We start from the raw sequence: 22,062 nt of genomic DNA, 5'->3' as shown, positions 1-22,062 counted from the left end.
GCGTTCCAGCATTACCAAAAAGTAATAATAATTGTGATTAACGCCTTTTATTCGATATAGAAGCGCGCATTCCTATTCAATTTACTTTTTGAATGGCGAATTAAGCAGCCATACTTCTAAGTCTTCTCGCTTCAAAGGCCTGCTTATAAAGTACCCCTGGGCCTCGTCGCACCCCCATTCTTTTAAAATGCGTAAAGACTCTTCATTTTCCACCCCTTCAGCAACCACCCTTAAGTCGAATATGCTGGCTAAGCTTAAAATAGTGTGAACGATTTGCTGATCGTTTTCTTGTGTTGCGAGCGCCAAAATGAAACTTTTATCTATTTTGATTGATTCAACCGGTAAATTTTTCAAATAAGCCAATGAAGAGTAACCTGTACCAAAATCATCGATAGCGAAACGAAACCCTAATGCTTTTAGCGATGATAGATTTTCTACTGCAAGGGTTGCATCAGAGACTAAATCACTTTCTGTTATTTCAAGCTGAAGTGACGCAGGTGACAGCCCTTTCTCTGTCAAAAAAGCAACCAATTCATTGAGCAAAGCTTTGTTCTGTATGTCTTGTGTTGACAGATTCATCGCGATGGTAAAGTCGTAATATTGTTCTCTGAAATAGGCCAGATCTGAAATAGTTTGGCGCATTACCCACTTAGTCACTTGCTCGATGAGACCTGCCTGCTCAGCGATGGCAATAAATTCATCCGGTGCAACATGGCCTAATTTACTGTTATTCCAGCGTATTAGTGCTTCCATGCTGCATACCTTCATCGAACGTAGGTCTATCTTAGGTTGATATACCATAGATAGCTCATCTTGCTGAGTTGCAAGAGCACGCTTTAACTCTGTAGTAATGGATAGACGTCTATTATAGTTAGCCTCTAACTCTGCACTATAGTGAACTGACCAAGCACCTGTTCGGATGGCTTTGTCAGACACGATATTGAGCTTCCTGAAAAGCTCTTCCGTAGTCTGTGCATCTTCAGGACACGATAATACCGCCATAGCCACTTTGACAGGAATAGTTATCAGGTTACTTTCAACGGGCTGTTCAAGAATATGTTTTAACGTTTCAAGTTGATTATCATTTAGGGGCTCATCGGTGACGTAAATAACCTCACCGCCGGCTAAGCGCGCAGATGTGCCCGGCCAGCGCAACAAACGCCTTGCTAACGTTTTCAATGTATTGTCACCGTTAGAGTAGCCGTACAAGTCGTTAATAGTTCGAAAGCCAATAACGGTGATAGCAATAACTTGTACCCACTTAGGCTCTCGCATTTGCTCTACAAAATAACGTTCTAGATAATTGCGATTGAATAATCCTGTTAAATCATCGTGCTGTGCCTGATACCGAATACTGTCCTCTCGCTGAGATATACTTTTCTGCATGCCATCAACCGCATTTTCCAATGCAACAACTTCGTGGAAATTTCCTGTCTTCTCAAACGAATTTTTATAACGACCGGACGCTATATTATTGATAGCCCCTATCACGGAGTTCATCGGTATTGTGACCCTTCGTATCCATATCAGAGCAAATAGAGTGATGGTAAAAAGGCCTAAAATATAGAGAGAAAGCAAAGTCAGCTGTATTGAGCGAAAGCTCTCCACCTGAGCTGCAACATCCACAAAAAATGTTATCTTTACAGGTGCAATCGATAAGGACTCTAGTGAGACAGTGTGCTCTATGTACTCAGCAGTGTCTAAAAAAGTAATATCGTGCCACCTGATTTGAGAGGCTATAGACTGGCGCGCACCTTTTATATGTTCAGGTAGCGTAGACGCCAAAACTGCACCAGTATTACTATCAATAATGTTGATATATGCGTTTGAAAATGCTCCGACGCTTTGAATCACGTCGTCTTGAATATGCCTAGCGATGAGTAAATAGTAGCGGATACCGTTAGCTTGAATTGTTTTAAACCTGAGGTACGTCAGCTTCCCGTTAACCATTGCCATGGAGTGCGTTAAGCCCATGGCAGCCATTGCAACGCTCTGTTTAGCTTGTTTACCTGCTTTGAACAATGAAGAGCTAGAGGCGGTAACAACATGATCTAGATTTACAATCGCTAGATGCACAATGTTCGATGAGCCTCTTTCACGGTTAAGAGAGTTTATGAATGAAGAGGCATCTGAGAGCGTTTTAACGTCGTTGAGTGCTTCAGAGCCTGTCAGGGCATCAAGCGTGGTGCTGAGTAAACTCTTTTGTTCGACTAATACTTTCTCTAAAGCGCTTTCCGCAATGGATACCTCTTTGTCCAAATGACTTTTTATTAAGGTGCTAAACGACGTCCACAGCGCGATGAACACGAATAGCGTCGCTATGGTTGCCCCGATAGCGATAAGCCTAGTCAATGATTGGCGAAGACCTGTATGCACGAATACGCCTCTAATGAATGAGTTTGTGCCGTTCTATGGCGTGTTGCTGCCCTAGCTTTCAAAACAAAATGCAGCAACCCTTGATATATTAGGAAAATAATAGCTGACTTAGCCCCATCAAGACAGGGTAACCATGCTGTTATTACACTTTATTTTGCACTTATTTTTTACTTTGTTACCGATATATAAACGAAGCATACTTTAAGGCCAGTACACATGGGCGCTTTTTGTAGGTTCTTGATTTAGCAAATGTATATGTAGAGAATAAAAAAAGGGCCAGCATTTCTGCTGGCCCTTTAAAATTGGTGCGGAAAGCGGGACTTGAACCCGCACGAGCTATGCTCACCACCCCCTCAAGATGGCGTGTCTACCAATTCCACCACTTCCGCAATAAACTGTTTAATCTGGTGTGTCGCTGCTATCAACTGCAGGTACATCGTTTTGTGTTTCATCAGAAACTGGGATGTCAGATTGTGCTGGCACGTCTTCCACTACCGGCACGTCTGCATCGCCTGGTACTTCCACCGGTACTTCAACCGCTGCAGGTACGTCTAAATTATTCCACTCATCATCAGCGCTTTCACGGTTTGCAGTCATCGCACCTAGTGACAAGCTTATGAAGAAAAACAAGCCTGCTAGAATTGACGTTGTGCGCGTCATAAAGTTACCAGAGCCGCCTGAGCCAAACACTGTGTTTGAGCCACCTGAGCCAAAAGAAGCACCCATATCCGCCCCTTTTCCTTGCTGGATTAATACAAACCCAACCAATAAGAGCGCTACAACTAGATATGCTACTAAAAGCACTTCATATATCATAAATACCTCGTCAGTTTGCCGCTTGGCAAATTGAAATAAAATCTTCAGCTTTTAAACTGGCTCCACCAATTAAACCGCCGTCTACGTCTTTTTGTGAAAACAACGTTTGAGCGTTATCGGGTTTCACACTTCCACCATATAGTATAGGAAGCCTGAGAGCCAAATCTGCGTCCACTTTGTTAAAGTAACCGCGTATAAACTCGTGTACTTCTTGCGCCTGTTCGGGCGTTGCTGTTTTTCCTGTTCCTATGGCCCAAATCGGCTCATAAGCAATAACAGATTTTGACAGCTCTTCAACCGAAAGCGTCGAAGTTAATGCATCTAGCTGCTCACCCACAAATTGCTCTACGTTACCCGCCTCGCGAATTTCAAGGGACTCACCTACACAAATAATAGGCGTAACACCTGCCTCAACGCATTTTTTTGCTTTCGATGCGACAAGGGCGTTTGATTCCTGCTGGTCTTCCCTTCTCTCAGAGTGACCGACAATTGCATAACTGCAACCGGCATCTTTAATCATCTCAAGTGACAACTCACCCGTGTGGGCACCGTTATCAAGATGGCTTACATTCTGAGCACCTAGAGAAAATGCATCGCCAGAAAAATGATGAAACAGGGTAGACGGTGAACAAACAACTATATTTGCGTCACACTGCACTGTTTTGAGCTTCTCATTGAAGTCAGCAACTAGCGCAGCGCTTCCGTTCATTTTCCAGTTTCCAGCAACTAGCGATTGTCTTATTTTTTTACTCACTATGTCGACCTTAGCCCTGTCTTTTAGCGGGCGTGATATTAACTATTTACAACGTAAGATACAAGTATAAAAAGCGAAATTTCCTGCCACACCAATCAATTGGCGAGATTACGAACAGTTTCTGCAATATGCTCTGCCCATTTCTCGGACTTTTGCTCTTCGTTAGATTCAACCATAACTCTTATTAAAGGTTCAGTACCACTTTTTCGCAGTAATACTCTGCCGGTTTTACCCAGTGCTGCCTCAGCTTCTTGTTTTGCATTTTGTACATCTTGATGTGCAAGGTAGTCAATATCTTGCTTTGTATAACGCACATTGACCAAGGTTTGAGGATACATTTCAAATCCGCTGGCTAAATCATGTAAATCCATGTGCGAACGCAGCATAGCCGCGAGCACCTGAAGGCCTGCGACAATACCATCGCCCGTTGAGCACATAGACAAATTAAGTATATGACCTGAGTTCTCTCCGCCAATAGACCAGCCTTTTTGCTGTAGAAGCTCCATGACGTAGCGATCGCCCACATTGCTTCTAGCAAATGGAACTCCCAGCTTACTCAACGCATTTTCTAAGCCAAGGTTACTCATAAGTGTACCGACTACACCGCCCTGCATCTGCCCATTTTTAAGCGCGTCCCGTGCAATGATATAAACAATCTGATCGCCGTCAAGAACGTTGCCTAGATGGTCAACCATCATGAGCCTATCACCATCACCGTCTAGCGCAAATCCGAGGTCAGCCCCAGTTTCTTTAACTTTTGCTACAATGCCGTCCATTGCCGTCGCGCCAACTTCATCGTTAATATTCAATCCATTTGGCGCGGTGCCAATTTCAATGACAGTAGCGCCAAGCTCTCTCAGTACATTAGGCGCAATATGGTAGGTAGCGCCATGGGCGCAATCGACTACTATCTTTAGACCAGTGAGAGACAATTCAGAAGGGAACGTGCCTTTGCAAAACTCGATATAACGACCTGCAGCGTCATCGATTCGGGTTGCCTTACCAAGTTTATCAGACGCAACGCATGTCATTGGACGCTCAAGCATTTCTTCTATTGCCAATTCAATGTCATCGTCAAGCTTAAAGCCTTGAGCCGAGAAGAACTTAATGCCGTTATCATAATAAGGGTTGTGCGACGCACTGATAACAATTCCGGCTTCAGAGCGAAATGTTTTGGTAAGGTAGGCAATGGCAGGCGTCGGCATTGGACCTAAAAGACCTATGTTGATACCCGCCGCTGAAAGCCCTGCTTCTAAAGAAGACTCAAGCATGTATCCAGAAATACGGGTATCTTTACCGATGAGCACTTTATTCGTACCCCGTCCGGCAAGTACTTTACCCGCGGCCCAGCCTAATTTAATGCAAAACTCGGGGTTTATGCTGCTTTCGCCAACCTTCCCGCGAATACCGTCGGTACCAAAATATTTACGCTGACTCATTATTATTCCTTATTACATTTTATTCAGCATTTTCACGATATTCACAGCATCCGCCGTTTCTTGCACATCGTGTACACGTATAATGTGTGCGCCCATTTGAGCGACAATTGTAGCGAGTGCTATGCTTCCAGCCAAGCGTTCGTCCACATTTCTGTCTAATAACTTTCCAATCATAGATTTTCGAGACATGCCCACTAAAACAGGAAGACCTAGCGCCATGATATCAGGAAGATATTTCACCAAAGCATAATTGTGTTCAAGTGATTTCCCAAAGCCATAACCAGGGTCTAACAATATAGACGACTTGTCTATTCCAGCGCTTTTGCATGCGTCAATACGCTCCAGTAAAAATTGGCTTACATCTGCGAGTACATCATCATATTGCGGGTTAGACTGCATGGTTCTTGGCTGACCTAACATATGCATTAAGCATACAGGTACGTTAGCATTTGCTGCCGCAGCTAGCGCGCCTGGTTCGCGAAGCGCTCTTACATCGTTTATCAAACCGGCACCAGCATTAACGGCTTCAGTCATCACCTGCGCTTTGCTTGTGTCTATTGAAATGACACAGTCGCTATTTGCCGAAATGGCTTCAATAACTGGAATGGTTCTGTCCAATTCTTCTTGAAGCGCCACTTCTTTCGCGCCTGGGCGAGTAGACTCGCCACCAATATCGATAAACGTAGCGCCCTGCTCAACCATCTTAAGTGCATGCTGAACTGCATGTTGAGTCGACGTGTGTTGTCCACCATCAGAAAAAGAATCGGGGGTGACATTTAGAATACCCATAATTCGAGGTTCAGAAAGATTGATAGAGTGATTGGCAAACTGCATTAAAAAAACTCGCTAATATTTGTAAATTACTGTGTCTATAATAAAAAACGCCAGATTAACTGGCGTTTTTTTTAATTACAAAAAATAGTGTAAAGAGGTGCTAGCTAGGAATATCGCCTGGCTTACCGACTGATGGTTTGTCTACACCGTCGTTTTTTATTTCACCTTCTTTCACTGGCGAACCACCACTAGGCTTGTCGCCACCCGATGGTTTGCTGTCGTCCCAGTCTGCAGGAGGACGCACTTCGGTACGGTTCATCAAATCATCAATTTGCTTAGCATCGATGGTTTCATACTTCATAAGCGCGTCTTTCATCGTATGAAGAACATCTTTATTGTCTTCTAGAATTTGCTGCGCTCTGTCGTAGTTACGATCGATAAGTGACTTAATTTCAGCATCGATGGCACGGGCTGTGTCGTCAGACATACTTGACGCTCTCGACATTGAATTGCCGAGGAAAACTTCGCCTTCTTCTTCTGCGTACAGCATAGGTCCCATCTTGGTAGATAATCCCCATTGCGTTACCATCTTACGAGCGATATCAGTAGCACGCTCGATATCGTTTGATGCGCCGGTAGTCACCTTGTCATCGCCGTAAATGATTTGCTCTGCAATTCGACCGCCGAACAAGCTCGAAATCATACTCTCTAGGTGCTGCTTCGAATGACTTACGCGGTCTTTCTCCGGTAAGTACATAGTGACACCTAGCGCTCTACCGCGAGGAATGATTGACACTTTGTATACAGGGTCGTGCTCAGGCACTATACGGCCCACAATTGCGTGACCTGCTTCGTGATATGCCGTCATTTCTTTTTCAGACTCAGACATCACCATAGACTTACGCTCAGAGCCCATCATGATTTTGTCTTTCGCTTTTTCGAACTCTTCCATGGCAACAACACGCTTGCTACCGCGGGCGGCAAACAGAGCAGCCTCGTTCACTAGGTTTGCTAAGTCGGCACCAGAAAAACCTGGTGTTCCTCTAGCAATTAACGATGCTTCAACGTTGTCTGCGATAGGCACTTTACGCATGTGCACTTTAAGAATTTGTTCACGACCGCGAATATCGGGAAGACCAACAATAACCTGACGGTCAAAACGGCCTGGACGAAGTAATGCAGGGTCAAGTACATCTGGGCGGTTAGTTGCCGCAATAACGATAATTCCTTCGTGACCTTCAAAGCCATCCATTTCAACTAGCATTTGGTTAAGAGTTTGCTCACGTTCATCGTGACCACCACCTAATCCAGCACCACGCTTGCGTCCGACAGCGTCTATCTCGTCAATAAAGATAATGCAGGGTGCTGCTTTCTTCGCTTGCTCGAACATATCGCGAACGCGTGATGCACCTACACCCACAAACATTTCAACAAAGTCAGAACCCGAGATGCTGAAGAATGGCACTTTAGCTTCACCGGCGATGGCTTTTGCTAGCAGCGTTTTACCCGTTCCCGGAGGACCGACCATTAACACGCCTTTAGGGATTTTACCGCCTAGCTTTTGGAATTTCGAAGGATCGCGCAGGAAGTCAACCAATTCGGACACATCTTCTTTTGCCTCGTCACAACCCGCAACGTCTGCAAACGTCGTTTTGATTTGGTCTTCGCCTAACAAGCGCGCCTTGCTCTTGCCGAACGACATGGCGCCTTTGCCACCGCCGCCCTGCATCTGGCGCATAAAGAATATCCAAACACCAATTAGCAGTAACATTGGGAACCACGATATAAATATCGATGCAAGGAGTGATTGCTCCTCTGGTGGCTCTCCATAAACTCTTACGTCATTTTTCACCAAGTCTGAAACCAGCTTGTCATCGAAGTAAGGTACAAAGGTTTGAAAAGATTCGCCAGAGCGCTTAGTGCCGCGAATTTCGCCATCATTGTTAATGCGAACTTCACGGATATTGCCCTGCTCCGCTTCTCTTAGGAATGTTGTGTAGTCAGTTTGTGAACGAGCAGATTCACTCGGTGAAAAGCTCTGGAAAACCGACATCAATACAACGGCGATAACCAACCATAAGATTAAATTTTTTGCCATGTCGCTCAATGCTACTAACCTCTATAAATCCGAACCGATGCGGTTTTGAACAAGTTGTTTATTCAATATGCAAAACGGTTCGCAACAAAAATCGCTTAATTCAAAGCGTACTACACTTTATACCCACAAGCCACCAAATACACCTCACGAGACCGTGATCTCGACGAAGCAGGCTTCCGCGTTTTTATGGTGGTGAAAGATTGTTTAAGTGAATTCATAAACTCAACAAAACCTTCACCTTGAAACACTTTGATGACGAATGAGCCACCCGGCTTCAATACTTGATGACACATATCCAACGCCAGCTCGCACAAGTACATAGATCGAGACTGATCCACCGCCGAATTACCAGCTAAGTTAGGTGCCATGTCAGACAACACTATATCTACGGTGTTCCCACCAATTCTGTTCAATAATGCATTTAAAACTTCTTCTTCGCGAAAATCACCCTGAAGAAAGTCTACACCTACAATGGAATCCATAGGTAAAATGTCACAAGCGATAACCTGACCTTTGTCGCCGACTAACTTTGCAGAGAGCTGTGACCAGCCACCGGGGGCTGCACCTAAATCGACCAATGTCATTCCAGGTTTGATTAATTTATCTTTATTCTGAATTTCTTCCAGTTTATAGATAGCGCGAGACCGCCAACCCTCTTTCTGCGCTTTTTGCACATAATGGTCGTCGAAATGTTCTTTGAGCCAACGTTTACTGCTGGCGGATTGGTTCTTTTTTGTCATTCAATTACAATGTTATTAGGATTGTAGGGAAGATGGCGTTAGAATACGTTATTTCAAGCATAAACTAACAGAATAATTGTAAGAATATTTATTAAATGAAACTTTCAAATAAACAGAAACAATTTCTTAAAGGCCTAGCGCACCCAATGAAACCAATCGTACAGCTTGGTTCAAACGGCCTCACTGAGGGCGTAGTAGCGGAAATTGATAGCGCCTTAAATCATCACGAACTGATCAAAGTGAAAGTGCCCTCTGACGATCGCGAAGAAAAATCGTTGATAATGGATGCCATCGTTCGCGAAACTAACGCACACAAACTTCAGGTCATAGGTCACACGCTTATAATTTACCGTCCTAGCGAAGACTGTAAAATTCAGTTGCCAAAATAAGAAAGCTTTTGGTGCTGGCATAGGCTAGCGCCATAGTTTTTCCAACCAAATCCCGTTAACATCTTGTTAAAACAACGAGAACAAACGGGAAATAAATGCTGTTAACTAATCTTACTGCAATAGTCACTGGCGGCTGCTCTGGTCTGGGCCATGCAACTGCGGTTGCACTTAGAGGCGCCGGCGTTAAAGTCAGTCTTTTCGATTTAAATGACGAACAAGGCGCCCAGCGCGTAACTGAACTAGGTGAAGAAGGCACGCTTTTTTCTCACGTAGACGTTCGCGATGAAGAGCAGGTTCAACGAGGAATCGACGCTACCACTGCAAAATTTGGTGCCATAAGTATGGTAGTTAACTGCGCCGGTATTGCTCCAGCAAAACGCTTACTCGACAGAGAAGGCAACCCTGCCCCCCTTGGCGACTTTCAAAAAACCATCGACATTAATCTTGTTGGCAGCTTCAACGTTGCAAGGCTTGTTGCTGCAACAATGGCAAAACAGTCACCTATCAATGATGAAGGTGAACGTGGCCTTATCATTAATACGGCATCGGTGGCTGGCTATGAGGGCCAAATAGGCCAAACGGCCTATGCTGCGAGTAAAGGCGGCATCATTGGTCTTACCCTACCTATGGCTCGAGACTTGGCGCCCCTAGGTATTCGCGTGAATACAATCGCGCCCGGCGTGATGGGTACGCCTATGCTGCTTGCTATGCCAGAAAAAGTGCAAGAAGCTCTGTCAGCAAATGTTCAGTTTCCAAAGCGTTTAGGCTTACCTGAAGAATTTGCAAAACTGGTTATGCAAATCGCAGATAACACGTATATTAATGGCGAGACCATTCGTTTGGACGGTGGCCTTCGCATGCCCCCAAAATAGTTGGGGCAGCACAGTTAAATAGCACGCCGAGCAAAGTAGCAAAGCCAACACAGCCTAAATAAGGTTAATGAAGTACGCCGGAGGTTAAAACGAGAAGACAGGCGGCGTGCTTTTATTCTATGGCTTAAGGGCTAAGCTAAAGGGCTAAACCTAAGGCCTAAACCTAAGGCGTTAGCTTTACGAGCTTGGCTAATTAACCCTCAGTGAGTTGAAACGTTGCTTGTCTTATTTTTTCAAGCTCCAAAAGTGTACTATCCACATCTGGCTCAAGCATAAACTTATCTAGCACCGGCATAACTCCATTGGCAAATGCCTCGCTAGCATCTCTATCAAAAAAATGCGATACCCCAGCGGCGTTAGATAAAACGTAATACGCCTCTTTGGTTAAGGGCGATGTATCCTGTTGAGCGAATTTATTCGGCGACAGCACCCCCAAACTTTTATTTAATTTCGACTGAACTTCATGTCGAGCCGAAAAGGCTAAAAACTGCTTAGCCAAGGAAACATTGCTAGTCTGTTTCGCAATGATCAGTACATCAATAGGCGCCTCTTCGAATGCCTGTACGCGCTCATCGAGAATAGGAAAAGGGAAAAAGCCAAGCCGTGGAACCACCGTTTGCTGAATATCTTGAATAACATAATTGCCAATCATGGACATACCAACTAGGTCTCGAAACAGAAACGGTAAGCCTTCTCTCCACAACAGCTCATTGTGCTCAGTAATAAAGTAACCTTTCTCGATAGGCTCTAGCCACGCATTAAGCACCGCAGCCACTCTTTCATCAGTAAATGGAATCTGGCCACTGGTCAGCTGTTGGTGAAACTCGAGCCCATTAATTCGAAGATTTAAATAATCGAACCACGCTGTGGCTGGCCAATTACTCTTTGTGCCAATAAATATGGGTGGGTAACCAGCCTGCTTAATTGCTTCACACACCGCCATAAAATCCTGCCAAGAGGACGGCTCTGCCAGAGACAAGCGATTAAAGATATTTTTTGAGTAGTAAAAGCCTATTTGATAATACGAAATAGGCACCCCGTAAAACTGGCCGTCTCGCACTACTGTATCTTTCACACTTTGATCAAATGCTGTGAGCAAGCCTTGTTGCGCCCATACATCATCGATAGAGAGCACTAACCCCGCGTCTACATAATCAAAAAGTCGCTGTCCAGAGTGCCAATACAGCACATCTAAACTGCTTTCTTGAGATATCATAGAAGGAAATGAACGCTTATATTCTTCGCTGCTTAGCGTTGTAAAGCGAACCGTTACACCAGGGTGTTGCCTTTCGAAATCTCTCGCTAAGGTGTAAAACGTTTCACGCTGAGCACTGGTAGAAATTGATACGCCGACATTAAGCTGCTCAGCACTACTTGCCGAAGCAAATATATTGCTCATAAAGAGTACGAGGAAAAAGGAGGCAGTTTTGTTACTACGACGTTTAGCTTCAGCTAAGCGAGAGCCCTCAGCTAAGCAAGAACCCTTAGCTATGCGAGTGCCCTTAGCTATGCGTAAGACCATAGCCAAGCGCTTGGACTGGGCTAGGTCATTTAAGGTGAATACGCTTTTTAACAAAGCTACAGGTTTAAAAAACTGGTTTATACTACCAATACAACCCAAATTCATTCTCATCAATTATTCTTATCTATAACTAAGATAACTGGTTTGAAGAGTTTGCCAATTAAACTTTGGTCGTTAAGTTTCCTAAATAGAGCCTTGGTATTTTTGATTGTCACTCTCCGTCACCACCGCTAACAATTAACGCAATATTGTATAGCCTGTTTACGGCATGATAGTTAAGTGAGTTTTTAGGATATCTCCCCTTACTACTCAGTTTGCCCGCTTCTTGCTGCATCAATATAGTAAGCGCATCATCAACAGTTTCCACTGTGTATATGTGAAACAGCCCTTTTTTCACCGCATCAACGACGGTTGCATCTAGCACTAAATTAATCGCATTAGATTTAGGTATAATAACGCCTTGAGTTCCTGTAAGCCCGCGGTATTGGCAAAGGTCAAAGAAACCTTCAATTTTTTCATTCACGCCGCCCACAGCTTGCACTTCACCATATTGGTTTATTGACCCTGTAATGGCCAATGTTTGCAGGCAAGGGATCTCCGTTAAGGCAGAAATAAGCGCAACTAGTTCACCTAACGATGCACTGTCACCATCTATGTGGCCATAGGATTGCTCAAGGGCAATATTTGCCGATAAGGTTAACGGAAAATGTTGGGCATATTTGTTACCCAAGTAACCATTAAGCAGCATAACCCCTTTAGAGTGTATGGGCTGCCCTAATTCTACTTCTCGCTCTATATCAACCACGCCACTTGCTCCGGCAAATACCGTTGCAGTTATACGAGCAGGTGTGCCAAACGCCGTATCTCCTACGTCTAAAACCGTCAGCCCGTTAACCTTACCCACTGCTTTGTTTTCAGTGTCGATGAGAACGTGGCCTTCCTTTATGTCGTTTAGCAAAGTTTGACTGACTCGACCGGTTCGACGCTTTTTTGCATCAAGAGCGGTAACCAAATGCCCAAGTTCAATTTCACTGGCACCGGCCATAGCGCAGAAATAATGCGCTTCATTAACTAGCTCTATCACCTCTGCAAAGTGGGCCGATAGCTTTTCTTTGTGTTCAGCTTTTCGCAATGAAAATTGGACCAAGCGACACATGGCATTAGCGGTAATACCCTTGAGCCCTAATGACGCTAGATGCGCACGGATTTTTCCAACGAAATCGAATAGAGTTCGACGAGTGACTGGAATTTCTAAATCGAAATCTACCAACACCCGAAATAGTTCATCGAATTCGTCATCGTAATCTTGCAAGGTGTAATACAAGTCTCGAGAACCAAGCAGAACAATCTTCACAGTTAAATCAATAGGCTGTGGGTTTAGCGTAATGTTGTTTACCATGCCAACGTCTTGCTGGGGTAAATCCATTCTTAATCGCCCAGATTTTATAGCAAGTTTTAACGTTTCCCACACATAGGGCTGCTCGATTAACTGATCAACATCCAACAATAAATAACCGCCATTAGCGCGGTGTAAGGCACCTGGCTGAATCATTCTGTAATTAGTAAACACACTGCCGTGAATGTTGGTATATTCAATTTTTCCAAATAGGTTTTGGTAAGTGGGGTTTGGCTCATAAATAACGGGGGCAGCATCGTCACGCCTATTGGCCACTAATACATTAGGTAACAGCTGCTCTTCCAAAAATATCTTTCTGTCAAAGTCGTCACTTTTTTCTTCTTTTTGTTCTTCTTGGTGAATAACGAGAATGGCATTGACCAAAGCGGTTTTAAGCTGCTTGAGATACTTCATCACACCGAGGTTAGCGGCGTATTGGTGTTCAAGGTCTTTTATTAGGGCTTTAATTCCTTGCTCTGCAGTCACCCTATCAAGTTCTCGAAGACGCTCGGAGTTTTCTCGCTTCCACGCCGGGAGACTTAATAAACCCTCGCTTAATCTATTCTCTAGTTCATCCACGAGTGTATAAAAGTGTTGCCGCTGCTGCTCACTCAGCGTAGCAACGTGACTATCGTTGGCGGGTTTACCGTCGACAATAGGAACAAATGTGATGGCGCCACTCTCTTCGAACATGGCAATCTCATTGGCGTTGGCATAGCGTTCTACCGCGTCGATGGCCTCATCGTACTTTTGTTCAAAATCTCGTGAAATAGAGGCGCGTTTGCGCTGATATCCCGGGTTGTCGAAAGCCACTGGAAATGTGTCTAACACGTCGTCGATAAGTTGGGCGATATCTTTTTGAAAAACCTTACCACCGCCAGGAGGAAAACGAAGGGCCACGGGCTCACGCTCTTCGTCAAAGTTGTTAATGTAGCACCAGTCATCAGGCGAGCTCAGCCGAGCGACTTGTCGCTCTATGTAGTCTTTTACCAGTGTAAATCGACCAGTGGCAGGCTCACCCATCACATACAAATTGTACCCAATGGCATCGATTCCTAAACCAAAGGTCAAGGCTTCTCTCGCCCTTTCTTGTCCAATAAAGGTGGCATTGAGCGCCTGCTCGTCTTTAAGCGCGCTGTTTATTACTCGTCTGTTTATTGTGGGCGTTAAGGCATCGGTAGCTAACGCAAAGGCTTTACTGTCGACTGACATATCATTCTTTTTATAGTGCTTTTAGGTAAGTGAAACTCTATTTAACTGGGGTGTCAAACCCTTATCGCCCGTTGCCACAATTTCATGGCGCAAATGAACAAGAATCAGACAAATTGTAATAGCCACTAGCGCTTTTTAACCCAAGGTATAATTGTTCTGTTTGCCATTTCCGAGAAAATTGTGAACATATAGCACGCATAACATCTTATTTGGTTGGGTACGCTGATATTTTTTCTGTGTTGATCAAAGCATTTTTCATTAATGCAATTTAATCTTCTGTCACAGTCGTTTTTTTAGAAGTGGTGCTAACCTTTATCAACTTGACGAGAGGAAGCGAATAAAAATGCTTGTGACAAAATCACGATATGATGAGGATATTTCATTACTTATGGACCAAGTAAAAAAGCATACAGATGTGCTCAACACGCTTAAAAGCTGTGCCAATTATGCTATTTACAGCAAGCAAGGTAATTGCACATTTGCCTCTTCCCAATTTTTAGCACTGCTAGAGCGCAGCGGTAACGATGCTTCTTCATTTACTCATGGCGACATTCACTTTACTGACAAAAACAATGAATCCTCAGGACACTTGCTTTGGGACAAGGTAGTGAGCCAACCAAGTTTTTCAACTAAGGTCAGCTACAAAACGAAATTTGGAGATATTAAATGTCTTCAAGCAAGCTTTATGAAAGTTCACACTGGGCATGAAGATGAAATTCATGCTATCTATCACGACGTCACCGTTCAAGAACAAGACGCTTCTTCAACAAAAGCAACATCAGACGCCTTGAATAGGTCAATGGCTGTCATTGAATTTGAACTTGATGGCACAATCATCACTGCAAACCAAAATTTTACCGCCACTATCAAATACAGCCTAGATGAGATCCGCGGTAAACATCACCGCATGTTTTGCAAAGAGGAGTTTTATCAAAAAAACCCAAACTTTTGGGACTTGCTAGCACAGGGTGAGTTTTACTCGGGTACATTTGAACGGGTCGATGCGAATAACGAAACTTTGTGGCTTGAGGCAACTTACAACCCAGTGAGGGATAGCACTGGGAACGTGGTTAAAATTATCAAATTCGCCTCTGATATTACGGCGCAAATGAATGAAAAGAATGCAGTGGCGCAGGCAGCTGAACTTGCAGTTTCTACTGCGGAGGAAACTTCCCAAATAGCGGCTGACGGTTCAAACTCTCTCCAACAGAGCATAGATACATTTGAAGTAGCGTTAGAAGAAGTGGAGCAGACCAATAAGCTCATGCGTGAATTGAGTGAACAGTCGTTAAAAATAGAAGCGATAGTCACTACCATTAGTGGCATTGCAGACCAAACTAACCTTTTGGCGCTTAATGCTGCTATTGAAGCCGCGCGAGCTGGGGATCAGGGACGTGGATTTGCCGTAGTTGCCGACGAGGTGAGACAACTAGCACAGAGAACAAGCCACTCCACCGTGGAAATTGAATCTGTAGTCGCTGAAAATCGTAAACTTGCCAATCAGTCCACCAGTAAAATGGAAAGCGTTAATGAGAATGTAGAGCGCAATAGCCAGCAAATAAAGCAAGTACAGGGCGTAATGGATGAGATCCTCAAAGGTGCAACAAACGTGTCTCAGACGGTCTCAAAGATAATCAGATAACACTATACGCTTTTAAACCATCCCAATGAAAACCGCCACTTGCTTATTTTTACAGCAAGTGGCAATAAAAATCCCGCTCATATACGTTAAGCTATTGAGGCATGACTCTCCCGTGGGGTATTCTATGCGGCTACATATGTATTCAACTTGCTACATTTTCGTTGCTATTACCTTTTGGTGCCATTTTTTGGTGCCAGTCTTGGACCAATAATAACGACCATCTAGCAAAGTAAGAACGTTTCAACTTAATAATGCGGAAGCCTAAGTTTCATGGCCGATAATCAGTACAACCCAAAAGATATAGAAAAACGCGTTCAGCAATATTGGGAAGATAATCAATCTTTCAAAGCAATTGATGACGTAGATAAAGAAAAATTTTACTGCCTATCAATGTTCCCTTACCCAAGCGGTCGTCTGCATATGGGTCACGTGCGCAATTACACCATTGGCGATGTTATCAGCCGATACCAGCGTATGCAGGGAAAAAATGTCATGCAGCCAATGGGTTGGGATGCGTTCGGCCTACCTGCTGAGAATGCAGCAATCAACAACAATACGGCGCCTGCTAAGTGGACCTACTCTAATATCGATTACATGAAAACCCAGCTTCGCTCGCTTGGTTTTGGCTATGATTGGGACCGAGAGGTTACAACGTGTAAACCTGATTATTATCGCTGGGAACAATGGTTCTTCACCCGTCTTTACGAAAAAGGGCTGGTTTACAAGAAAAACTCAACGGTGAACTGGGATCCCGTTGACCAGACAGTGTTGGCCAACGAACAAGTTATTGATGGCCGCGGATGGCGCTCTGGTGCGTTAGTTGAGCAAAAAGAGATCCCTCAGTGGTTTATCAAAATAACCGATTATGCTGAAGAATTATTAAGCGATTTGGAACAGCTTGAAGAATGGCCTGACCAAGTACGCGCCATGCAGGCGAACTGGATTGGTCGTTCTGAAGGGATAGACATTACTTTTAATTTGGCATCACCTGTCAATGACATTGCCGACCTTACTGTTTACACCACCCGCCCTGATACTTTTTATGGCGTTACTTATGTTGCTGTTGCTGCCCAACACCCATTGGCAGAATTTGCAGCACAGTCAAATCCAGACATCGCCCGTTTCATCGACGAATGCAAAAATACTAAAGTTGCTGAAGCAGAAATGGCCACTATGGATAAAAAGGGCTGCGCGACTGGATTGGAGGTTGTTCATCCGCTTACCGGCGAAAAGCTACCAATTTGGATTGCTAACTTCGTACTGATGGAATACGGCTCTGGCGCTGTAATGGCAGTTCCTGGGCACGACCAACGAGACTGGGAGTTTGCAACAAAGTACAGTCTGCCCATTCAGCAAGTTATTGCCGCGAAAGAAGGTGATGAAGATAAATGCGACCTTTCAGCGTCTGCCTACACTGAAAAAGGCACATTAATTAACTCTGAAAAGTTTGATGGTCTTGATTTCGATGCGGCTTTTAACGGCATCGCAGATGAGCTAGAAACTAAAGAATGCGGCAAACGCAAAGTAAATTATCGCCTACGAGATTGGGGGGTAAGTCGTCAGCGCTATTGGGGTACCCCTATCCCAATGTTAAGGCTAGAAAACGGTGAATCTGCGCCTGTGCCGGCGGATCAACTTCCTGTTGAGCTTCCAGAGGACGTAGAGATGGACGGCGTCATTTCGCCTATCAAAGCGGATCCTGAGTGGGCAAAAACAACTTACAATGGTGAACCCGCTCTGCGTGAGACGGATACGTTTGATACCTTCATGGAATCGTCGTGGTATTACGCTCGCTATGCTAGTGCAACCAACTCCGATGCCATGCTAGACCCTAAGTCGGCTAACTACTGGCTGCCTGTTGACCAATATGTTGGTGGAATAGAGCACGCAATATTGCACCTACTCTACTCTCGCTTTTTCCACAAATTATTGCGCGATGAAGGCTTAGTAGACTCAGACGAGCCGTTTAAGCGCTTACTATGCCAAGGCATGGTGCTAGCAGATTCTTACTATCGAGAAGACGATAAAGGTAAGAAAACCTGGTATTCGCCTACTGAAGTAACCACTGAAAAAGACGACAAAGGCCGTATTGTTAACGCATGGCTTACCGCTGATAACACACCTGTCACTCACGGCGGCATGACAAAAATGTCGAAGTCAAAGAACAATGGTATAGACCCGCAAGAAGTTATTGATCAGTACGGTGCGGACACAGTGCGTTTATTTACGATGTTTGCTGCTCCACCTGAGCAGACTCTTGAATGGGTAGATTCGGGTGTAGAGGGTGCTAACCGCTTCCTTCGTCGTATTTGGAAGCTAGTGACTGAGCATGTTGAAAAAGGGATTCCTGAAGCGCTCGACGTGAAGGCGCTTAATAAGTCGCAGCAAGCCCTTCGTCGTGAACTGCACAAAACCATTCAAAAGGTAAGCGACGACCTTGGCCGTCGACAAACCTTTAATACAGCTGTTGCTGCAATTATGGAGCTACTGAATCATCTTCAAAAAGCGCCGCAAGACGATGCGCAAGACATTGCCATTATGCGCGAAGCGACCGAGTCAGTGCTTTTGTTGCTTAACCCAATTACACCGCATATTGCCCACGAGTTGTGGAAGGTGCTTGGACATAACGAAGATATTGATGTTGCGCCGTGGCCAGAAGTGGACAAAGACGCACTGGTTGAAGACGAAAAACTGATCATTGTTCAGGTAAATGGCAAGGTACGCGCCAAAATGACCATTGCCGCTGATGCGAGCAAAGACGACATTGAAGCAAGCGCCCTCGCCCAGTCGAATGTCCAACAATTTATCGATGGGAAAACCATTCGAAAAGTGATTGTTGTGCCCGGCAAGCTTGTAAATATTGTGGCGAACTAGGCGACTATTGATAATGAATGCACTTTTAAAATTAGTCGGTATTGCAGCGATAGTGAGCACCCTTACTAGCTGTGGTTTTCACCTGCGTGGCGCCCCCAGCCTTCCTGACAATATCAACACTATTGTAATTGAAAGTGCCCGAGCACATGCGCCCTTAGCGCGTGCGCTCGACAATAGATTGAACATTTATGGATTAAAGTCACAAGAACGGGGTAGCGACAGCGCGCCGAATGAGAACATCAGCATCTACCTTTTACCGGAAAAGTTGGACCGCCAACTTTTATCCGTTTATCCATCGGGTCAGGTGGCGGAGTACGATCTCATTTATGTGGTGCGTTATCGCGTGTCCTTTCCTAACAAAGAGCCAATGATGGCACAGTTTGAAGTAGTAAGGGATTATCAGGACGACCCCGATCAGGTGTTAGCAAAATCGAGAGAGCTTGATTTAATGCTTGATGAAATGCGCGCCGAGGCAGCGGATATGATCATTAGACGCTTATCCGGTCAAGCGGTTGCTGCATTGGACATTGAAAAATGATGACTGACAACTAGGCATGCAAATTTATCCAAACCAGTTTCATCAAGACATCAAAAAAGGTCTGAGACCCTGTTATATGGTGTTTGGGGACGAGCCGCAGCAGAAGTTCGACGTTATCGAGCAAATTCGAGCACAAGCAAAATTAAAGGGATTTGACGAGAGAACTACCCTGGTTGCTGACACAGGTTTTTCATGGAACCAGCTGCTTGAGGCAACGCAAAGTATGTCTTTGTTTTCAAGCCAGCAATTTATTGAGCTAGAACTTCCCACCGGTAAACCAGGCACGGAGGGCAGTAAAATGCTGCAAGAAGTCGCCGCTAAACTTAACCCAGATATGCTGCTACTCATTCATGGGCCTAAAATTGGTAAAGACGTACAGCGTGGAAAATGGTTTAAGGTTCTCGACGAAATAGGCGCATCCACACTATGTTATCCCCTTGAAGGACGCCAATTAAGCACTTGGATAAACCAGCAACTCACCTCGCATCAGCTTTCTGTATCACCCAATGGCGCAAAAATGATTTCAGACTTTTGTGAAGGAAATCTGCTAGCCGCTAAACAAGAGATAGATAAACTCGCGCTGCTTTATCCGCATCAGTCTGTTACCGATGAGCAAATTGAGCGAGCGATGGTCGATCAATCCCGCTACAGCGTGTTTCAGCTTGTTGATGTGATGCTTAATGGAGAGAGCACCCGCTGTATTAAAATGCTCTACCGATTAGAAAGTGAGGGTTTAGAGCCAAATATAATCATTTGGGCATTAGTGAGAGAGTGGGAACAGCTGTGGAATTTAAAAGCGGCTGAACAACAAGGCCAGCCTATACAATGGCAGAAATTTGGTATTTGGCGAAATAAACAAGCGGTATATCAAAATGCAATGCAGCGGCTTTCTTTACAACAGCTAGAAAGTATTCAACACGCGTTGAGTCAAGCCGACCTTGCCTTTAAGCAACAAGTTATCTCCCGTCCTTATGTAAAGCTATGCCACCTATGTATGATGTTTATGGGTGTAAATTTGGCTAACATCCCGTTATTGGATAAATAGCTGTGGCCTTAAAAGCGATATTGGGCGGTACGTTTAATCCACCCCACTACGGTCACATTACGCCTGCGCTCAATGCCGCAGAAACCTTAGCCATTGACTCTGTTTATCTGATGCCATGCAAGTTGGCGCCTCATAAATCGGTATCAGTGTCTGAAGAGCACAGAGTGAATATGATCAATCTGTGTTGCGAACAAAACCCTAAGCTTCACGCAGAGCTGATTGAGCTCTCTCTTCCCTCTCCTTCTTATACGGTAAAAACACTGCGAGAATTAAATTCTCAAACCGACGAGACAATCTGTTTTCTCATTGGTGCCGATTCACTGTATAATCTAGATAAGTGGTACGAGTGGGAATGCTTATTAACGTATTGCCACCTTGTTGTAATGCGAAGGGACGACGATAATTTCGCCCCACCACCGGCTGTAGCAGATTGGCTCAAACCCGTTGTTACTCGAGATGCGGCGCAGTTACATCAACGTAAAAATGGATATGTATTGTTAGTTGATACTCCCCTTAAAGCAATTTCGTCAACGCAGTTGCGCAATACCATAACCCAAAAAAACGCAGGGGCTTTAGATAAAGCCGTTCAAGATTTTATTGAAAACTGGATACCAAACAGCGTCATTGAATATATTGATGCCAACCAGTTATATATTGAAGAAAGATAAGAGGAAAAAACTTGGAGAGTCTACAACTTAAGCAGTTTGTTAAAGACAAAATAGATGACATGAAAGGCCGTGATATCATTGAGCTTGATGTTAGAGGTAAGTCGACCATTACAGATACCATGATCATTTGTTCTGGTAATTCAAAACGTCACGTATCCTCAATTGCAGAGAATGTATTGGTTGAAGCGAAAAATGCTGGGCATGCGCCTGGACACGTTGACGGCAAAGACACCGGAGAATGGGTACTGGTTGATTTCGGCGATGTCATTTTGCACGTTATGCAAGATGAAACCCGAGACTTTTATCAACTAGAAAAGCTCTGGTCATAGGGCTCGCCCTAACAGAGCCAGTAATCAGCATGTCTTATATTCATCCACAACAGCCATTAAGGTTAGGACTGTCATTCATGGTGCAGTGTTGAAGATTCAAATTGTTGCTGTGGGAACAAAAATGCCTTCATGGGTATCCGCGGGCGTCGACGAGTTTATCCGTCGATTCCCCAGCGATATGCCCGTGAGCATTACTGAAATACCGGCCGGCAAACGTGGAAAAAACGCAGACATCAAACGGATCCTCGAAAAAGAGGGCGAGCAGATGTTGGCGGCCATTCCCAAAGGCAACCGCGTAGTGACGCTTGAGGTAACCGGAAAGCCATGGGATACACCAATGCTGGCAAAACAGCTAGATAATTGGAAGATGGACGGTAGAGATGTTAGCTTGCTCATTGGTGGTCCTGAAGGATTAGCCCCCTCTTGCATAGCGGCTTCTGAACAAAAGTGGTCATTATCAGCGCTCACACTTCCTCACCCTTTAGTTCGTATTATCCTGGTAGAAAGCGTTTACCGCGCATGGTCAGTCACACAGAATCACCCTTATCATAGAGAATAGAAGCAGTCATTAATGCAAA

General features: G+C 44.6%; 18 protein-coding genes and 1 tRNA gene. 9 read left to right on the top strand and 10 right to left on the bottom strand.

Annotated elements, in window-relative coordinates:
* Positions 1-81: 81 nt before the first annotated feature.
* From JV36_RS0118675 to rlmE, 8 genes are all read right to left on the bottom strand, one after another.
* A complete protein-coding gene (locus JV36_RS0118675; protein ID WP_032096493.1) occupies positions 82-2,376 on the bottom strand; it encodes a putative bifunctional diguanylate cyclase/phosphodiesterase in 2,295 nt (764 codons plus the stop codon).
* 303 nt (positions 2,377-2,679) lie between these two features.
* Positions 2,680-2,765 (bottom strand) — tRNA-Leu (locus JV36_RS0118670).
* Between the two features lie 10 nt (positions 2,766-2,775).
* Positions 2,776-3,192 carry a preprotein translocase subunit SecG gene (gene secG / locus JV36_RS0118665; protein ID WP_032096494.1) on the bottom strand — a complete coding sequence of 139 codons (417 nt, stop codon included), beginning with the start codon at positions 3,190-3,192 and terminating at the stop codon, positions 2,776-2,778.
* 10 nt (positions 3,193-3,202) lie between these two features.
* A complete protein-coding gene (gene tpiA, locus JV36_RS0118660; RefSeq protein ID WP_032096495.1) occupies positions 3,203-3,946 on the bottom strand; it encodes a triose-phosphate isomerase in 744 nt (247 codons plus the stop codon).
* A gap of 95 nt (positions 3,947-4,041) precedes the next feature.
* Entirely contained in the window at positions 4,042-5,385 is a 1,344-nt protein-coding gene (gene glmM / locus JV36_RS0118655; protein ID WP_032096496.1) for a phosphoglucosamine mutase, read from the bottom strand.
* A 12-nt stretch (positions 5,386-5,397) separates the two neighbouring features.
* Positions 5,398-6,219 (bottom strand): dihydropteroate synthase, encoded by an 822-nt coding sequence (gene folP, locus JV36_RS0118650; protein WP_032096497.1) that lies wholly within the window; start codon positions 6,217-6,219, stop codon positions 5,398-5,400.
* A gap of 100 nt (positions 6,220-6,319) precedes the next feature.
* Positions 6,320-8,266 carry an ATP-dependent zinc metalloprotease FtsH gene (gene ftsH / locus JV36_RS0118645; RefSeq protein WP_032096498.1) on the bottom strand — a complete coding sequence of 649 codons (1,947 nt, stop codon included), beginning with the start codon at positions 8,264-8,266 and terminating at the stop codon, positions 6,320-6,322.
* A 101-nt stretch (positions 8,267-8,367) separates the two neighbouring features.
* Positions 8,368-8,997 carry a 23S rRNA (uridine(2552)-2'-O)-methyltransferase RlmE gene (gene rlmE, locus JV36_RS0118640; protein ID WP_032096499.1) on the bottom strand — a complete coding sequence of 210 codons (630 nt, stop codon included), beginning with the start codon at positions 8,995-8,997 and terminating at the stop codon, positions 8,368-8,370.
* 95 nt (positions 8,998-9,092) lie between these two features.
* Here rlmE and yhbY point away from each other — a divergent pair, with 95 nt between their 5' ends.
* Complete coding sequence (gene yhbY / locus JV36_RS0118635; RefSeq protein WP_032096500.1) at positions 9,093-9,386, top strand: ribosome assembly RNA-binding protein YhbY; 294 nt, start codon at positions 9,093-9,095, stop codon at positions 9,384-9,386.
* Between the two features lie 95 nt (positions 9,387-9,481).
* Complete coding sequence (locus JV36_RS0118630; protein ID WP_032096501.1) at positions 9,482-10,258, top strand: SDR family NAD(P)-dependent oxidoreductase; 777 nt, start codon at positions 9,482-9,484, stop codon at positions 10,256-10,258.
* Between the two features lie 193 nt (positions 10,259-10,451).
* Here the strand turns inward: JV36_RS0118630 and JV36_RS0118625 are convergent, their stop codons facing one another.
* The gene (locus tag JV36_RS0118625) at positions 10,452-11,657 is read right to left on the bottom strand and encodes an ABC transporter substrate-binding protein (protein WP_160173363.1); all 1,206 of its coding nucleotides are present in this window, start codon (positions 11,655-11,657) and stop codon (positions 10,452-10,454) included.
* A 334-nt stretch (positions 11,658-11,991) separates the two neighbouring features.
* The gene (locus JV36_RS0118620) at positions 11,992-14,388 is read right to left on the bottom strand and encodes a Lon protease family protein (protein WP_032096502.1); all 2,397 of its coding nucleotides are present in this window, start codon (positions 14,386-14,388) and stop codon (positions 11,992-11,994) included.
* Between the two features lie 343 nt (positions 14,389-14,731).
* Between JV36_RS0118620 and JV36_RS0118615 the strand changes: the two genes are divergently transcribed.
* The 7 genes from JV36_RS0118615 (at position 14,732) to rlmH (ending at position 22,043) form a co-directional block, all read left to right on the top strand.
* Complete coding sequence (locus tag JV36_RS0118615; RefSeq protein ID WP_032096503.1) at positions 14,732-16,030, top strand: methyl-accepting chemotaxis protein; 1,299 nt, start codon at positions 14,732-14,734, stop codon at positions 16,028-16,030.
* A gap of 270 nt (positions 16,031-16,300) precedes the next feature.
* Positions 16,301-18,904: a leucine--tRNA ligase gene (gene leuS / locus JV36_RS0118610; RefSeq protein ID WP_032096504.1), complete on the top strand. Its 2,604-nt coding sequence runs from the start codon at positions 16,301-16,303 to the stop codon at positions 18,902-18,904.
* 13 nt (positions 18,905-18,917) lie between these two features.
* Complete coding sequence (locus JV36_RS0118605) at positions 18,918-19,442, top strand: LPS-assembly lipoprotein LptE (protein ID WP_032096505.1); 525 nt, start codon at positions 18,918-18,920, stop codon at positions 19,440-19,442.
* 16 nt (positions 19,443-19,458) lie between these two features.
* On the top strand, positions 19,459-20,487 hold the full coding sequence (gene holA / locus JV36_RS0118600) for a DNA polymerase III subunit delta (RefSeq protein WP_032096506.1): 1,029 nt from the start codon (positions 19,459-19,461) through the stop codon (positions 20,485-20,487).
* A gap of 2 nt (positions 20,488-20,489) precedes the next feature.
* Complete coding sequence (gene nadD, locus JV36_RS0118595) at positions 20,490-21,155, top strand: nicotinate (nicotinamide) nucleotide adenylyltransferase (protein ID WP_032096507.1); 666 nt, start codon at positions 20,490-20,492, stop codon at positions 21,153-21,155.
* 11 nt (positions 21,156-21,166) lie between these two features.
* Positions 21,167-21,484, top strand: a complete 318-nt coding sequence (gene rsfS, locus JV36_RS0118590) for a ribosome silencing factor (protein WP_032096508.1) — start codon at positions 21,167-21,169, stop codon at positions 21,482-21,484.
* Positions 21,485-21,572: 88 nt separating this feature from the next.
* Positions 21,573-22,043 (top strand): 23S rRNA (pseudouridine(1915)-N(3))-methyltransferase RlmH, encoded by a 471-nt coding sequence (gene rlmH / locus JV36_RS0118585; protein ID WP_032096509.1) that lies wholly within the window; start codon positions 21,573-21,575, stop codon positions 22,041-22,043.
* The last annotated feature ends 19 nt before the right edge of the window (positions 22,044-22,062 follow it).

Source organism: Alteromonas sp. LOR, from assembly GCF_000753865.1.
Taxonomy (GTDB): Bacteria; Pseudomonadota; Gammaproteobacteria; order Enterobacterales; family Alteromonadaceae; genus Alteromonas.
The sequence above is the reverse complement of the archived record's forward strand: the minus strand, read 5'-3'. Positions and strand labels throughout refer to the sequence as shown.

Bases quoted from the DNA above. Each gene is read 5' to 3' on its own strand.
- JV36_RS0118615 (WP_032096503.1), top strand. From the start codon at position 14,732: ATGCTTGTGACAAAATCACGATATGATGAGGATATTTCATTACTTATG.
- leuS (WP_032096504.1), top strand. From the start codon at position 16,301: ATGGCCGATAATCAGTACAACCCAAAAGATATAGAAAAACGCGTTCAG.
- JV36_RS0118605 (WP_032096505.1), top strand. From the start codon at position 18,918: ATGAATGCACTTTTAAAATTAGTCGGTATTGCAGCGATAGTGAGCACC.
- yhbY (WP_032096500.1), top strand. From the start codon at position 9,093: ATGAAACTTTCAAATAAACAGAAACAATTTCTTAAAGGCCTAGCGCAC.
- folP (WP_032096497.1), bottom strand. From the start codon at position 6,219: ATGCAGTTTGCCAATCACTCTATCAATCTTTCTGAACCTCGAATTATG.
- glmM (WP_032096496.1), bottom strand. From the start codon at position 5,385: ATGAGTCAGCGTAAATATTTTGGTACCGACGGTATTCGCGGGAAGGTT.
- holA (WP_032096506.1), top strand. From the start codon at position 19,459: ATGCAAATTTATCCAAACCAGTTTCATCAAGACATCAAAAAAGGTCTG.
- JV36_RS0118620 (WP_032096502.1), bottom strand. From the start codon at position 14,388: ATGTCAGTCGACAGTAAAGCCTTTGCGTTAGCTACCGATGCCTTAACG.
- JV36_RS0118625 (WP_160173363.1), bottom strand. From the start codon at position 11,657: ATGAGCAATATATTTGCTTCGGCAAGTAGTGCTGAGCAGCTTAATGTC.
- rlmE (WP_032096499.1), bottom strand. From the start codon at position 8,997: ATGACAAAAAAGAACCAATCCGCCAGCAGTAAACGTTGGCTCAAAGAA.
- secG (WP_032096494.1), bottom strand. From the start codon at position 3,192: ATGATATATGAAGTGCTTTTAGTAGCATATCTAGTTGTAGCGCTCTTA.
- JV36_RS0118630 (WP_032096501.1), top strand. From the start codon at position 9,482: ATGCTGTTAACTAATCTTACTGCAATAGTCACTGGCGGCTGCTCTGGT.